15 protein-coding genes are annotated in these 13,917 nt (G+C 56.2%); 8 read left to right on the plus strand and 7 right to left on the minus strand.

Annotated elements, in window-relative coordinates:
- From sapD to pspF, 5 genes are all read right to left on the minus strand, one after another.
- Positions 1-993 carry a putrescine export ABC transporter ATP-binding protein SapD gene (gene sapD / locus ACQ3G7_RS12010; protein WP_263100698.1) on the minus strand — a complete coding sequence of 331 codons (993 nt, stop codon included), beginning with the start codon at positions 991-993 and terminating at the stop codon, positions 1-3.
- The gene (gene sapC / locus ACQ3G7_RS12015) at positions 993-1,883 is read right to left on the minus strand and encodes a putrescine export ABC transporter permease SapC (protein WP_430889955.1); all 891 of its coding nucleotides are present in this window, start codon (positions 1,881-1,883) and stop codon (positions 993-995) included. Before sapC ends, sapD begins: the two co-directional genes overlap by 1 nt.
- Positions 1,870-2,835 carry a putrescine export ABC transporter permease SapB gene (gene sapB / locus ACQ3G7_RS12020; RefSeq protein ID WP_263100700.1) on the minus strand — a complete coding sequence of 322 codons (966 nt, stop codon included), beginning with the start codon at positions 2,833-2,835 and terminating at the stop codon, positions 1,870-1,872. Before sapB ends, sapC begins: the two co-directional genes overlap by 14 nt.
- Entirely contained in the window at positions 2,832-4,472 is a 1,641-nt protein-coding gene (sapA, locus tag ACQ3G7_RS12025) for an ABC transporter substrate-binding protein SapA (protein WP_430890133.1), read from the minus strand. The genes sapB and sapA overlap by 4 nt, the downstream gene beginning before the upstream one ends.
- A 98-nt stretch (positions 4,473-4,570) precedes the next feature.
- Positions 4,571-5,566 (minus strand): phage shock protein operon transcriptional activator, encoded by a 996-nt coding sequence (gene pspF, locus ACQ3G7_RS12030; protein ID WP_430889956.1) that lies wholly within the window; start codon positions 5,564-5,566, stop codon positions 4,571-4,573.
- Between the two features lie 151 nt (positions 5,567-5,717).
- Between pspF and pspA the strand changes: the two genes are divergently transcribed.
- The 7 genes from pspA to tyrR all read left to right on the plus strand — a co-directional run bounded on the left by pspA (position 5,718) and on the right by tyrR (position 11,508).
- Positions 5,718-6,386 carry a phage shock protein PspA gene (pspA, locus tag ACQ3G7_RS12035; RefSeq protein ID WP_263100702.1) on the plus strand — a complete coding sequence of 223 codons (669 nt, stop codon included), beginning with the start codon at positions 5,718-5,720 and terminating at the stop codon, positions 6,384-6,386.
- A gap of 53 nt (positions 6,387-6,439) precedes the next feature.
- Positions 6,440-6,664, plus strand: coding sequence for an envelope stress response membrane protein PspB (gene pspB, locus ACQ3G7_RS12040; RefSeq protein ID WP_061496157.1), 225 nt, complete (start codon positions 6,440-6,442; stop codon positions 6,662-6,664).
- Complete coding sequence (pspC, locus tag ACQ3G7_RS12045; protein WP_430889957.1) at positions 6,664-7,023, plus strand: envelope stress response membrane protein PspC; 360 nt, start codon at positions 6,664-6,666, stop codon at positions 7,021-7,023. Before pspB ends, pspC begins: the two co-directional genes overlap by 1 nt.
- Before the next feature lie 10 nt (positions 7,024-7,033).
- Positions 7,034-7,261 (plus strand): phage shock protein PspD, encoded by a 228-nt coding sequence (pspD, locus tag ACQ3G7_RS12050; RefSeq protein WP_430889958.1) that lies wholly within the window; start codon positions 7,034-7,036, stop codon positions 7,259-7,261.
- 104 nt (positions 7,262-7,365) lie between these two features.
- Positions 7,366-8,763 (plus strand): YcjX family GTP-binding protein, encoded by a 1,398-nt coding sequence (locus tag ACQ3G7_RS12055; protein ID WP_430890134.1) that lies wholly within the window; start codon positions 7,366-7,368, stop codon positions 8,761-8,763.
- Positions 8,760-9,821, plus strand: a complete 1,062-nt coding sequence (locus ACQ3G7_RS12060; RefSeq protein ID WP_430889959.1) for a TIGR01620 family protein — start codon at positions 8,760-8,762, stop codon at positions 9,819-9,821. The genes ACQ3G7_RS12055 and ACQ3G7_RS12060 overlap by 4 nt, the downstream gene beginning before the upstream one ends.
- Positions 9,822-9,966: 145 nt before the next feature.
- Positions 9,967-11,508, plus strand: coding sequence for a transcriptional regulator TyrR (gene tyrR, locus ACQ3G7_RS12065; protein ID WP_430889960.1), 1,542 nt, complete (start codon positions 9,967-9,969; stop codon positions 11,506-11,508).
- Between the two features lie 64 nt (positions 11,509-11,572).
- Here the strand turns inward: tyrR and tpx are convergent, their stop codons facing one another.
- Positions 11,573-12,079 (minus strand): thiol peroxidase, encoded by a 507-nt coding sequence (tpx, locus tag ACQ3G7_RS12070; RefSeq protein WP_263100707.1) that lies wholly within the window; start codon positions 12,077-12,079, stop codon positions 11,573-11,575.
- Positions 12,080-12,196: 117 nt separating this feature from the next.
- Between tpx and ycjG the strand changes: the two genes are divergently transcribed.
- Positions 12,197-13,162, plus strand: a complete 966-nt coding sequence (gene ycjG, locus ACQ3G7_RS12075; RefSeq protein ID WP_430889961.1) for an L-Ala-D/L-Glu epimerase — start codon at positions 12,197-12,199, stop codon at positions 13,160-13,162.
- On the opposite strand, the gene mpaA is transcribed toward ycjG, so the two are convergent.
- Entirely contained in the window at positions 13,153-13,866 is a 714-nt protein-coding gene (gene mpaA, locus ACQ3G7_RS12080) for a murein tripeptide amidase MpaA (protein ID WP_430889962.1), read from the minus strand. The genes ycjG and mpaA overlap by 10 nt on opposite strands.
- Positions 13,867-13,917 lie beyond the last annotated feature (51 nt).

Raw genomic sequence — 13,917 nt, forward strand, 5'->3', positions numbered from 1 at the left:
TCACTCACTCTCCATATTCAGCGGGAAATGGCAGGCGTAAAGATGGTTTCTTGCCCCCGTAAGTCGGGGCTTCTCAATACATTTACGCTGGGCATAAGGGCAACGCGGCCCGAGGCGACAACCAATCGGCAACTGTTCGAGTAACGGAATCGCGCCTGGCATGGTGTTGAGGCGGCTTTTATGCGGCATAGCGCTGCCAAAATCGGGAATAGCGCGAATGAGCGCCTGAGTATAAGGGTGATGCGGCGTAACGATCAGCTCTTCGCTGGGAGCGGTTTCCACCGTTTGCCCGCAATACATCACGTTGATGCGATCTGCCCAGTTGCTGAGCATCTGCAAATCGTGGCTGATCAGCATAATCGTGGTGTTGTTATTCTGGTTAAGACGGGTAAGCAGACGGAAAATCTGCGCCTGGGTCGTCGGCTCCATGGCGTTGGTTGGCTCATCGGCGATCAGCAAACGCGGCTGGTTAGCCAGCGCAATGGCAATCATCACTTTCTGACATTCACCTTCCGTCAACTCGTAAGGAAAGCTGCGCATCGCATCTTTATGATCTTTAATACCGACGCGGTGCAGCAGTTCGATGGCGCGGCGTTTACGCCAGCCAAACCGTTGCAATAAGCTGCCTTTCCATGTCCAACGGGGGATATTTTGCATCAACTGCTTGCCGACGCGTTCCGACGGATCGAGACAGGATTGTGGCTCCTGGAAAATCATCGACACGTTATGACCCAGCAGCTTACGCCGCTCCCGCGCTGACAGGCGCAGCAAGTCGATATCATCAAAACGCATGCGGTCGGCGGTAACCCGCCAGTTCTCTTTAGTGACGCCGCAAATCGCTTTGGCAATTAAGCTCTTCCCGGAACCGGATTCTCCCACCAGCCCGCGAATTTCACCTTCGGCGAGGGTCAGACTGACGCGATCGACAGCTTTAACCCAGTTTTCACCGGTCTTCACTTCGATGGTCAGATTGCGGATATCAAGAAGCGGCATTATTCCACCCCCGCATTGATCGCGCGGCGAACACCGTCGCCGAGTATGTTCACCAGCAATACGCTGATCATAATGGCCGCGCCTGGCAGCATGACCGTCCACGGGGCCACATAAATCAGCTCCAGTGCGTCACCCAGCATTGCGCCCCATTCCGGGGAGGGAAGCTGTGCGCCCAGATCGAGAAAACCGAGGGCGGCAATATCGAGGATTGCCATCGACAGGGCGCGGGTGATTTCCGTGATCATGCCGGAGGTGATATTCGGCAACACCGCAAACCACAAAATATTCATCGTCGATGCGCCATCGAGTCGCGCGGCCACCACATACTCTTTCTCCAACTCGTCATGCACCATGCTGTAGACCGAACGCACCATGCGCGGCAGCAGCGCCAGCCAGACCGCAAACATGGCGTGGGAGAGGTGCGGGCCGGAAAAGGCCACCACAATAATGGCCAGCAGCAGCGTTGGCAGAGACAACAGCGTATCAAGAATGTGGTTTAACACTGCCGAGCGCAGACCGTGCGTCGCCCCGGCAAATACACCGAGTACCAGTCCGCACAATGTGGCAGCCAGTGTCACCAGAAATGCGCCGCCAACCGTGGGGGCCGCGCCGCTCAGCAGACGACTTAAGACGTCGCGGCCGAGATCGTCCGTACCGAGGAAGAAGGAAACGTCCCCGTAGCGCGACCAGGAGGGCGGCAGCAACTGATAACCGAGGAATTGCTGGTCAAGGCCGTAAGGCGCAAACCAGCCGCCGAACACGCACAGCACCAGCAGTGCGCCGCAACCGTACAGGCCGATCATCGCCGTGGTGTCGCTGTAGAATTTGCGCCACACGGTGCGCAACGCGCCAGGCGGGCGCTTTTCGCTGTAGACGCTATCGTAAGGCATACCATTCCTTATGTTTCAACGGGTTCGCCAGCGCGCCCAGAATATCGGAAATTACGTTAACGATAATCACCAGTGAGCCAATCACCATCACACCTGCGGAAATAGCCGCATAGTCCTGCTGGCGAATGGCATTGATCAACCAGCGGCCGAGGCCCGGCCAGCTAAAGACCATTTCGGTGATCATTGCCAGCGTCAACATGGTGGAAAATTGCAGACCCAGTTTTGGGATCACCGGTGGCAGGGCATTATGCAGCACATGGCGGCGCAGGATCGTTAACATTGACTGCCCACGCGTCGCCGCGGCTTTGATGTAGTTCTTATCAAACACCTCAATGGTGCTGATGCGCATCAGACGGATCACTTCGGTGGTTGGCGCGACCGCCAGCGTCAGCACCGGCAACACCATATGGCGCAGGGCGCTGATGATCATCTCTTCGCGCCACGGCGAGTCGGACAGCCAGGCGTCGATAATGGCAAAACCCGTAATGGTCTTCACTTCATACAGCAGGTCGAAACGCCCGGAAACCGGCAACCAGCCAAGATTAAGCGAGAAAAAGAGCGTCAACAGCAACGCCAGCCAGAAGACCGGAATCGAAAAACCGAGCAGGGCGATGGCGCTGATTAGCCGGTCCTGCCATTTACTGCGCATCACACCCGCCAGCATACCGACCGGGATCCCCACCAACAACGCAGAGCCAAACGCGAGAATGCACAGTTCCATGGTCGCCGGGAACACCTCTTTAAGCTGCCCGGCAATCAACTGACCATCAATGCTGGAAACGCCAAAATCCCAGTGCAGGAGCCCGTTAAACCAGAACACCCAGGCATTCCACAATGTCGCCCCCTGGAGTGGTGCATGCGGTGTGAAATAACTGAGACTGAACCCGATAAAGGTCAGTAAAAACAACGTCACCAGCAGCAGCAACAAACGGCGCAGGGTAAAAATAATCATGGCGGCGAGACCTCTTGTTTTTCCCGCGAGACTCCGGCAAAAGAGGCGCTGCCAAACGGACTCAGCACCAGCCCTTTAATATCGTAACGATAGGCCTGCAAGCGCAGAGATGACGCCAGCGGCAGCACCGGCAGCTCGCGAGCGAGGATTTGTTGTGCTTCGTCATAAGCATCAATACGTGCAGCTAACTGCTGAGAGGCCAGCGCTTTTTGCAGCACGTCGTCAAATTCGCGGTTACACCAGTGGGCAAAGTTCGTTTGCGAGGTAATGGCCGCACAACTGAGCATTGGGCGGAAAAAACTGTCCGGATCGTTACTGTCTGTTGCCCAACCCGACAGCGTTAAATCGTGGTTCATGTCCATCAGACGCGCTTCCTGGAAACGGCCTTCAACCGGGACGATCACCACTTTTACGCCGACCTGCGCCATATCCGCCTGAATAAGCTCGGCGGTTTTCAGTGGGCTGGGGTTCCACGCTTGCGAAGTGGTGGGGACCCAAAGCTGCAACGTCATATGTTCCAGCCCCAGCGCTTTCAGGCGTTCACGCGCTTTCGCCGGGTCATACTCGGTAATTTTTGCTTCGTTATCGTAAGCCCATGAAGCACGCGGAAGAATCGACGCGGCCGTTTCGGCAGTACCGTAATAGATCGACTGCATCAGCCGTTGGTTATTAATGGATAACGCTAACGCATGGCGCACGTCCGGGTTATTTAACGGCGGTTTGTCGGTATTAAAGGCAAGATAGGCGATGTTCATTCCCGGGCGCAGCGTCAGGCGCAGACGCGGATCATCACGCAGAATGGTCAACTGGCTGGCGGCTGGCCACGCCAGCACATCACACTCGCCGGTTAACAGTTTGGACAGGCGGCCAGTGCCACCGGAGCCCTGATCGACAACGACCTGCGGCATCAATGGCTTGCCGCGCCAGAACTTTTCGTGACGTTGTAACCGAATGTATTGCCCGGCGCGGTATTCATCCAGTTGATAAGGACCCGTGCCCACCGGCTGCCGGTCAATCAATTCCTGATGGTCGTCTTTCGCCAGTTGCGCAGCGTATTCCGCCGACATCACAGAAGCATAGTGGGTGGCCAGGTGCCATAAAAACGAGGCATCCGGTTTTTTCAGCCGGAACTCAACGGTACGGTTATCCAGCTTGCGTACGCTGTCGATGGAGTCAGCAAATTGCAGACTGTCAAAATAGGGAAAGCTGCCGCCGTTAACGTTATGCCACGGATGATTGCGATCGAAAATGCGCTGGAAGGTAAACACCACGTCGTCCGCATTCAACGCGCGGTGCGGGGTGAACCAGGCTGTGGTCTGGAAAGCCACGCCGTCACGCAGGTGAAAACGGTACGTTGCGCCGTTATCCAGCACTTCCCAGCTCTCAGCCAGCTCCGGCACCAGCCGATAGGTGTAGGGATCCACATCCAGCAGTCGGTCATAAAGCTGTGCCGCCAGCGTATCAACAATCAGACCGCTGCTCGCCTTCTGTGGGTTAAAGGTGCTGACCTGACCATTTACGCAGTAGACAAAGCCGCTATCGCGGATATCCGCGTCACGGGCTGGCGGTGCCGCAGCGTGCGTAATGCCTGTCGCCAGGCTCGCGGTCAATAACAGGGAAGAGAAAACCAGACGCATGATTTCTTCAACGATTTTAAATTCATGAGCAAAGTGTATCGCACTTGCCATAGCTTCGTACAAATGTCTGCTGACGACTGCTGTTATTGTCGGCGATTTCAGCTTATTTGATGCTTTTTCAGCAGCGCTCTCAGTTGGTGATAGGTCAAACCTAATAATTCTGCCGCGCGTTTTTGGTTAAATTTTGCCTGCTGCAAACTGGTTTCCAGCAGTTGCTTTTCCTGATCGTGCTGAAATTTGCGCAAATCCAGCGGCAATACGGGAGCGGCAGTTGTGCTTTGTTCCGTTTGTGGAGAGGTGGCACCCTCGCGGTTAAAGGGATCGAGGATAATAGTATCCAGCGGTGTTTCGCTGCTGCCGTGCCGGTAGACCGACCGTTCAACCACGTTTTTCAGTTCCCGGATATTGCCCGGCCAGGGGTAATGGAGCAGTACGTCGCGGGCGCGCTCGGTAAACCCCGGAAACAGCGGCAGCGACAGCTCACGGCACATCTGGATCGCAAAGTGATCCGCCATCAGCATGATATCACTCTGCCGACGGCGCAGCGGCGGTAGCAGCACAACGTCGAATGCCAGCCGGTCGAGGAGATCCGCCCGAAAGGTCCCGTCACGCACCATTTGCGGCAGGTCGGCATTGGTGGCGCAGACCAGCCGGACATTCACCTGCAGCGGCTGGCTGCCGCCAACGCGTTCCAGTTCGCCATATTCAATGACCCGCAGCAGCTTTTCCTGTACCAACATGGGCGCGGTGGCCAATTCATCAAGGAATAACGTTCCGCCATCGGCACGCTCAAAACGGCCCGGATGGCGTTTTTGCGCGCCGGTAAATGCGCCGGCTTCGTGACCGAACAGTTCCGAATCCAGCAGGTTTTCATTCAATGCCGCGCAATTAAGGGAGATAAATGGCCCCTGCCAGCGGGAGGAGAGAAAGTGCAGCCGGTTAGCAATCAGCTCCTTACCGGTACCGCGCTCGCCGATAATCAGTACGGGTTTATCAATTGGCGCCAGACGTGAAACCTGCTCCAGCACCTCAATAAAGCTATTGGCTTCGCCGAGCAGGTTATCCTTGTGTTCAGACATGATGAAATTCGCCACTTGTTGGTGTTATTAACCACTTTAGACCAAAAGAACAGAGCGGTAAAATTATTCGACTTGTTTTAAATCAATGAGATAAAAACTGGCACGAAGATTGTAATAGTCCCGTAGCAGGGCTGAGCCCGATTACAGAAATGAAGAGGAACTGACTATGGGTATTTTTTCTCGTTTTGCCGACATCGTGAACGCCAACATTAATTCGCTGCTGGAAAAAGCAGAAGATCCGCAAAAGCTGGTGCGCCTGATGATCCAGGAGATGGAAGACACGCTGGTGGAAGTGCGCTCTACCTCTGCCCGCGCGCTGGCGGAGAAAAAACAGCTGACGCGCCGGATTGAGCAGGCCGCGGCGCAGCAGGCCGAATGGCAGGAAAAAGCCGAACTGGCGCTGCGCAAAGAGAAAGACGATCTGGCGCGTGCGGCGCTGATCGAGAAACAGAAAGTCACCGCGCTTATCGATACGCTGGAGCAGGAGGTCACGCTGGTTGATGAAAGCCTGACGCGGCTGAAAAAAGAGATTGGTGAACTTGAAAATAAACTCAGTGAAACTCGCGCTCGTCAACAGGCACTGACCTTGCGCCACCAGGCGGCCAGCTCCTCGCGTGATGTGCGCCGCCAGCTTGACAGCGGCAAACTGGATGAAGCGATGGCGCGTTTTGAATCCTTTGAGCGCCGCATTGATCAAATGGAAGCCGAAGCGGAAAGCCACGGCTTTGGCAAACAGAAATCGCTGGATCAGGAATTTGCTGAACTGCGCGCGGATGACGAAATCAGTGAACAACTGGCGCAACTGAAAGCCAAAATGAAGCAGGATAATCAATAATAAACAGCGGCGGCATCAGAAGATGCCGCGCGTCATCCCTGTAAGGAGTACACATGAGCACGCTTTTTCTGGCTATACCCCTGACGTTATTCATCCTGTTTATTTTGCCTGTCTGGTTATGGCTGCACTACAACAACCGCACCTCGCGCGGCGAACTGAATCAGAGTGAGCAGCAGCGGTTAATGCAGTTATCAGAAGATGCAACGCGGATGCGTGAACGTATTCAGGCGCTGGAAGATATTCTTGATGCGGAACACCCGAACTGGAGAGATCGCTGATGGCTACCCTCGACCTTAATAAAAAATTGTGGCGCATTCCGCAACGCGGCAAAGTGGGCGGCGTGTGCGCGGGGATCGCGCAGTATCTGGATATTCGCGTCAAAATCGTGCGTATTCTGACCATCCTGGCAATGTGTTTCGGCCTGTTTTTTATCGTTGTTGCTGCGTATATCGTGCTGTTTTTTGTGCTCGATCCGCTGCCGGAGAATTATGCGGAAGGGGAATCCGTCCCCAGCAGTAGTGAGTTGCTTGATGCGGTGGATGCGCAACTTGCGGCGGGTGAGGCGCGTTTGCGGCAGATGGAGCGTTACGTTACCTCCGACACCTTTTCCCTGCGTAGCCGGTTCCGCCAGCTTTAAGAGGTAAAGCATGAATCATCGTTGGCAACAAACGGGTCGTAAAGTGACGCCAGCGCTGAAGGTCGCCGGCAAACTGGTGTTGCTCACGGCGCTGCGTTATGGCCCGGCTGGTGTGGCGGGCTGGGCGGTAAAATCCGTTGCCCGGCGGCCAGTGAAACTGTTGCTGGCCTTTGCGCTGGAGCCATTACTGAAACGGGCCGCCAGCCAATTTTCCCGCCGCTTTATGAACGACAAATGATCCTGCGGGGTCATTTGGCCTTTCGGTTGGTTGATAATCAGTAACCTGCCCACATCTCATACACTGTACCTATTGTTTTCACTTCAGGGCGACACACAATGGCGATGGATCGATTCAAGAACGAACTGAATGCGCTGGTGAACCGCGGTATGGACAGGCATTTACGCCTTGCGGTGACAGGCCTGAGCCGGAGCGGCAAAACAGCGTTTATCACTGCACTGGTTAACCAGCTTCTCTCCATTCACGCAGGCGCACGCTTGCCACTACTGAGTGCGGTGCGCGAAGAGCGCATTCTGGGGGTAAAGCGCGTGCCGCAACGTGACTTTGGCATTCCCCGTTTTACATATGATGAAGGGCTGGCTCAACTCTATGGCACACCGCCCGTCTGGCCGACCCCCACACGGGGTGTCAGTGAGATCCGTCTGGCGCTGCGTTTTCGTTCAAATGATTCGCTGATGCGCCATTTTAAAGAAACCTCCACGCTCTATCTGGAAATTGTCGACTATCCTGGCGAGTGGCTTCTGGATCTCCCGATGCTGGCGCAGGATTACCTGAGCTGGTCACGGCAGATGACGGGTTTGCTGCAAGGGCAGCGACAGGAATGGGCGGCAAAATGGCGGGCAAGCTGTGCCGATCTGGATCCGCTGGCCCCCGCCGATGAGAACCGGCTGGCGGATATTGCCGCCGCCTGGACTGAGTATCTTCACCAGTGTAAGCGTGAAGGGCTGCATTTTATTCAGCCGGGGCGTTTTGTGCTGCCTGGCGATATGGCGGGTGCGCCCGCGCTGCAATTCTTCCCGTGGCCGGATGTCGACAACGTGGGCGAAAGCAAACTGGCGCAGGCGGATAAACACACCAACGCGGGCATGCTGCGTGAGCGGTATAACTACTACTGTGAACAGGTAGTGAAAGGGTTTTATAAACATCACTTTTTGAAGTTCGATCGCCAGATTGTGCTGGTGGATTGCCTGCAACCGCTGAACAACGGGCCACAGGCCTTTAATGATATGCGTCTGGCCCTGACGCAGTTGATGCAAAGTTTTCACTACGGGCAGCGCACGCTGTTTCGTCGCTTGTTCTCCCCGGTGATCGACAAGTTGTTGTTCGCTGCCACAAAAGCCGACCATATCACGGTCGATCAGCACGCCAATATGGTGTCGCTGCTGCAACAACTCATTCAGGATGCGTGGCAGAATGCCGCGTTCGAAGGGATCAGTATGGATTGCCTTGGGCTGGCTTCGGTTCAGGCCACGCAAAGCGGGCTCATTGAGGTCAATGGCGAAAAGATCCCGGCATTGCGCGGTCGCCGGCTGAGTGATGGCACGCCGCTGACGGTTTATCCGGGCGATGTGCCTGCCCGATTGCCGGGCCAGGCGTTCTGGGATAAACAAGGCTTTAATTTCGAGGCCTTCCGGCCGCAAGTGATGGATGTTGACAAGCCGTTGCCGCATATCCGCCTGGACGCGGCGCTGGAATTTTTAATTGGAGATAAATTGCGATGAGCGAGCCGATCAAGCCGAGAATCGATTTCGCCGGGCCGCTGGATGCGGAGATCACGCCCTCCTTCAAAACCGCCCACACATTTAGTGATGCGCAGGCAGAGAAATTCGCGCCGGTTGCCGTCGAAGCATTAGCGGAAGAGGGGCCGGCGGAAGCGGTGGTCGAGGCTGCACTACGCCCGAAACGCAGTCTGTGGCGCAAGATGGTCAGCGCCGGGCTGGCGCTGTTTGGCGTCAGTGTGATCGGTCAGGGTGTGCAATGGACGATGAACGCCTGGCAGACGCAGGACTGGGTGGCGTTAGGTGGGTGCGCCGCCGGTGCGCTGATTATCGGGGCAGGCGTCGGTTCGGTCGCCAGCGAGTGGCGGCGTTTGTGGCGTCTGCGCCAGCGGGCGCAGGAACGGGATGAAGCCCGCTATCTGTTACACAGCCATGGTGCAGGGCGTGGTCGCGCGTTTTGCGAAAAACTCGCCCGCCAGGCCGGTATCGATCAGGCGCACCCGGCGTTGCAGCGCTGGTATGCCGCTATCCATGAAACGCAAAACGATCGCGAAGTGGTGACGCTGTATGCGCATCTGGTGCAGCCGGTACTGGATGCACAGGCACGACGTGAGATCAGTCGTTCCGCTGCGGAATCTGCACTGATGATCGCAGTCAGTCCACTGGCGATGGTGGATATGGCCTTTATCGCCTGGCGCAATCTGCGCCTGATCAACCGCATTGCCACGTTGTATGGCATTGAACTGGGCTATTACAGCCGCCTGCGTCTGTTCCGCCTGGTGTTGCTGAACATCGCCTTCGCCGGCGCGAGTGAACTGGTGCGTGAAGTCGGTATGGACTGGATGTCGCAGGATCTTGCGGCACGCCTTTCCGCCCGCGCGGCGCAGGGCATTGGCGCCGGGTTGCTGACGGCGCGTCTGGGCATCAAAGCCATGGAGTTGTGCCGCCCGTTACCCTGGCTGGAAGAGGATAAACCTCGTCTGGGCGATTTTCGCCGCCAGCTTATTGGTCAGCTAAAAGAGAGCCTCCAGAAGAGTAAATCATCTTCCCCCGCAGAGTAATAAACCGGCGCTGCGCGCTTAACTTTACAGCGCAGTGGCGGTTTTTCCGGCACGCTGTCAATATTTGTTGACAGGCATCTTCCTGCCAGCCGGGAAGTGGCTTATCATCCCTTCATTACGTCAATGAATAAGGGTGACTATTCCCATGCGTCTGGAAGTTTTTTGCGAAGACCGCCTTGGTCTGACACGCGAGTTGCTGGATCTGCTGGTGTTGCGCAGTATCGATTTACGCGGGATTGAAATTGACCCTATCGGGCGAATTTACCTCAATTTTGCGGCGCTGCAATTTGACGCATTCAGCAGCCTGATGGCGGAGATACGCCGTATTCCGGGTGTCACCGATGTGCGCACCGTGTTGTGGATGCCATCTGAGCGAGAACACCGTGCGCTGAGCGCATTGCTGGAAGCGTTACCGGAACCCGTTCTCTCGCTGGATATGAAAAGCAAAATCGAACTGGCCAACCCCGCCAGTTGTCAGCTTTTTGCGCAGGACATTGATAAATTACGTAATCACAACGCGGTACAGCTTATCGCGGGTTTTAACTTTCAGCGCTGGCTGGAAGGTAACCCGCAAAACTCTCATAACGAACATGTGGTGATCGGCGGGCAAAATTTCCTGATGGAAATCACGCCGGTGCATCTGGAAGGGGAAACCGGCGAACCGATGCTGACTGGCGCGGTGGTGATGCTGCGTTCGACCGTGCGTATGGGGCGGCAGTTGCAAAACATCAGCCAGCAGGATGTCAGCGCATTCAGCCAGATCGTTGCCGTTAGCCCGAAAATGCGTCATCTCATCGATCAGGCGCGCAAACTGGCGACCCTGACGGCGCCGCTGTTGATCACCGGCGATACCGGTACCGGCAAAGATCTGCTGGCGCATGCCTGCCATCTTGCCAGCCCACGGGCCGCGAAACCCTACCTGGCGCTGAACTGCGCGTCGATTCCGGAAGAGTCTGTGGAGAGTGAACTGTTTGGTCACGCGCCGGAAGGGAAAAAGGGCTTTTTCGAACAGGCCAACGGTGGCTCCGTACTGTTGGACGAGATTGGCGAAATGTCGCCGCGGATGCAGGTCAAGCTGCTGCGTTTTCTCAATGACGGTACGTTTCGTCGCGTGGGCGAAGATCATGAAGTGCATGTCGATGTCCGCGTGATCTGCGCGACCCAGCGCAATCTGGTTGAACTGGTGCAAAAAGGCATGTTCCGGGAAGATCTCTACTATCGGCTGAATGTTCTGACGCTGAACCTGCCGCCGCTGCGCGACCGCCCTCAGGATATTATGCCGCTGACCGAACTGTTTGTTGCCCGCTTTGCCGATGAACAAGGCGTGCCGCGCCCGAAACTGTCGCAGGATTTGAATCAATTACTGAGTCGCTATGGCTGGCCTGGCAACGTACGTCAGTTAAAGAACGCCATTTATCGGGCGCTGACGCAGTTGGAAGGTTACGAGCTGCACGCGCAGGACATCCTGTTGCCGGATTACGATGCCGCAACGGTGCCGGTGGGTGAAGATGCTATGGAAGGGTCGCTGGACGATATTACCAGCCGTTTTGAGCGCTCAGTGCTGACTCAGCTTTATCGTAACTATCCCAGTACGCGCAAACTGGCAAAACGGCTGGGGGTGTCACATACCGCCATTGCCAATAAGCTGCGGGAATACGGGTTAAGCCAGAAGAAAGGCGACGAGTAGCAAAGCTGAAAAATGAATGAAAAAGCCTCCGAATGGAGGCTTTTTTAATGCACCGGGCAACAGGTTACGCTTTGAGTACATCCAGTGCGGCCGTGTAATCCGGCTCGGTAGTGATTTCATTCACCAGCTGGCTGAACACAACGTTGTCGTTTTCATCAACGACCACGACTGCGCGAGCCGCCAGACCTTTCAACGCGCCTTCGGCGATGCCCACGCCATAGTCCGCCAGAAACGACTGGCCGCGCAGGGTTGAAAGCGTGATGACATTGCTCAGGCCTTCAGCGCCGCAAAAACGGGACTGGGCAAACGGCAGATCGGCAGAAATACACAACACGACCGTGTTGTTCATTTCGGTCGCTAACTGGTTGAATTTACGAACAGAAGCAGCGCACACGCCGGTATCAATGCTCGGGAAAATGTTCAGCACTTTACGTTTGCCAGCGAACTGAGCCAGTGTGACGTCGGACAGATCTTTAGCCACCAGAGTGAAAGCTTTGGCTTTGCTACCAACCTGGGGAATCGCGCCGGCAACGGGAACCGGGTTGCCCTGGAAATGAACGAGTTGTGACATAGATATCTTCCTGTTTACAAATAGTTAACGTCATCGATAGTGTATGCCATCCACAGAGAACACGGCAAACCAATTTTCGTATCTATACTGGTTTACAGTGCTGCAGAGGAGTGAGGAATGCGAACCGTTAAAGTGTATGAGGAAACCTGGCCGCTGCATACACCGTTTGTGATTGCGCGAGGCTCCCGCAACGAAGCGCGAGTGGTGGTGGTGGAACTGGAAGAAGATGGCATCAAAGCGGTGGGGGAATGTACGCCGTACCCACGCTATGGGGAGAGCGAAGCCTCGGTGATGGCACAAATCATGACCATCGCGCCGCAACTGGAAAATCGTCTTACCCGTGACGATCTGCAAACCATGCTGCCGGCAGGCGCTGCGCGTAACGCAGTGGATTGCGCGCTGTGGGATCTCGCTTCACGTAAAGCGGCGATGACGCTGGCGACTTACACTGGCGTCACATTGCCGCACACCCTCGTTACGGCGCAAACCGTCGTGATTGGTACGCCGGAACAGATGGCCGCCAGTGCGGCTGCGCTGTGTGAGAAGGGGGCGCAGTTACTGAAAGTGAAGCTCGACGATCATTTGATCAGTGAACGGCTGGTGGCGATCCGTGCCGCGGCACCCAACGCGACCTTGATCGTTGATGCGAATGAATCCTGGCATAGTGAAGGCCTGGCGGCGCGGTGCCAGCTTCTTGCCGATCTCGGCGTGGCGATGCTGGAACAGCCGCTCCCCGCGGGTAAAGATGATGTGCTTGCCAACTTTATTCATCCACTGCCGATTTGTGCGGATGAGAGTTGCCACACGCGAGCAAGCCTGCCCGCGTTACAGGGGCGCTATGAGATGGTGAACATCAAGCTTGATAAAGCAGGTGGGCTGACCGAAGCGTTGGCGCTGGCCGATGCGGCTGTTGAGCAAGGGTTTGCGCTGATGCTGGGCTGTATGATCTGTACCTCGCGCGCCATTAGCGCGGCGCTGCCGCTGGCTAACCGGGTGCGCTTTGCCGATCTCGATGGCCCCACCTGGCTGGCGGTGGATGTCGAACCGGCATTGCGCTTTACCACCGGAGAGCTTCACCTTTGAGGATCCCAGTGCAGTAACGCCGTCATTGCGGCGAGGTATTTTTCGCTGGCATCATCGGCGGAAATCGGTGGGAATTCAACGGTAATACAGTGCAGGTCAATGTCTGCGCACCAGCTACCAAATGACCCCGGCGTTTCGTAACCGACGCTGGTCACCAGCGGGAGAGAAAAACGGGTGGATAACCACTGCCCAAGGGGGCTTTCACGCGGATCTTCCACACAGGCCAGCGGATCGTGAAAGGTGACCACCCAGGCGGGGTGAATGCGATGAATCAATTGACATAGCGCCTGCGTTTCGGGTTCGGAGCCGGGCGACTCGCCGGTTAACAACACCACATCGCGTGCTTCTGCTGCGCTGTTCCAGCGGTAGACCGTTTCGCCCGCTTTCCAGTTCGCAGCAGGGAAGTTGCGATTGAGATCGACACCGTTGGCGTTGGCCCGCAAACCGAGCTGGCAGCCGTCGGGATTGACCGCCAGCACTACATGATGGTGGCGTAGCTCGGGTGTCAGCGTGCGTAAAGCGCAGGAGAGCGTCACGATAGAGGCGTTTTCATCGCCATGCGTCCCGGCAATGATCAGGCCGCTTTCGCGGGTCGCCGTCGGCGCAGGAAACCACAGTAACGGCGCGCCCAGCTGCGAGTGGCCAAACTCTTCACTACGGTGGGCAAACGCGCCGCGCTGTGGGCGTGGTCGTGTGGCAGGCATAAGCGTCCTTTTTCAGTGGTGGCCTTAGAGCAAGTGTAAACACAAAGCGGG

It is taken from the genome of Kosakonia sp. N21, from assembly GCF_050587465.1.
Taxonomy (GTDB): Bacteria; Pseudomonadota; Gammaproteobacteria; order Enterobacterales; family Enterobacteriaceae.

Coding starts and splice junctions, on each gene's coding strand:
- sapD (WP_263100698.1), bottom strand. CDS start 993: ATGCCGCTTCTTGATATCCGCAATCTGACCATCGAAGTGAAGACCGGT.
- mpaA (WP_430889962.1), bottom strand. CDS start 13,866: ATGCCTGCCACACGACCACGCCCACAGCGCGGCGCGTTTGCCCACCGT.
- pspA (WP_263100702.1), top strand. CDS start 5,718: ATGGGTATTTTTTCTCGTTTTGCCGACATCGTGAACGCCAACATTAAT.
- ACQ3G7_RS12060 (WP_430889959.1), top strand. CDS start 8,760: ATGAGCGAGCCGATCAAGCCGAGAATCGATTTCGCCGGGCCGCTGGAT.
- sapC (WP_430889955.1), bottom strand. CDS start 1,883: ATGCCTTACGATAGCGTCTACAGCGAAAAGCGCCCGCCTGGCGCGTTG.
- pspC (WP_430889957.1), top strand. CDS start 6,664: ATGGCTACCCTCGACCTTAATAAAAAATTGTGGCGCATTCCGCAACGC.
- tyrR (WP_430889960.1), top strand. CDS start 9,967: ATGCGTCTGGAAGTTTTTTGCGAAGACCGCCTTGGTCTGACACGCGAG.
- sapA (WP_430890133.1), bottom strand. CDS start 4,472: ATGCGTCTGGTTTTCTCTTCCCTGTTATTGACCGCGAGCCTGGCGACA.
- pspB (WP_061496157.1), top strand. CDS start 6,440: ATGAGCACGCTTTTTCTGGCTATACCCCTGACGTTATTCATCCTGTTT.
- tpx (WP_263100707.1), bottom strand. CDS start 12,079: ATGTCACAACTCGTTCATTTCCAGGGCAACCCGGTTCCCGTTGCCGGC.
- pspD (WP_430889958.1), top strand. CDS start 7,034: ATGAATCATCGTTGGCAACAAACGGGTCGTAAAGTGACGCCAGCGCTG.
- ycjG (WP_430889961.1), top strand. CDS start 12,197: ATGCGAACCGTTAAAGTGTATGAGGAAACCTGGCCGCTGCATACACCG.
- ACQ3G7_RS12055 (WP_430890134.1), top strand. CDS start 7,366: ATGGATCGATTCAAGAACGAACTGAATGCGCTGGTGAACCGCGGTATG.
- sapB (WP_263100700.1), bottom strand. CDS start 2,835: ATGATTATTTTTACCCTGCGCCGTTTGTTGCTGCTGCTGGTGACGTTG.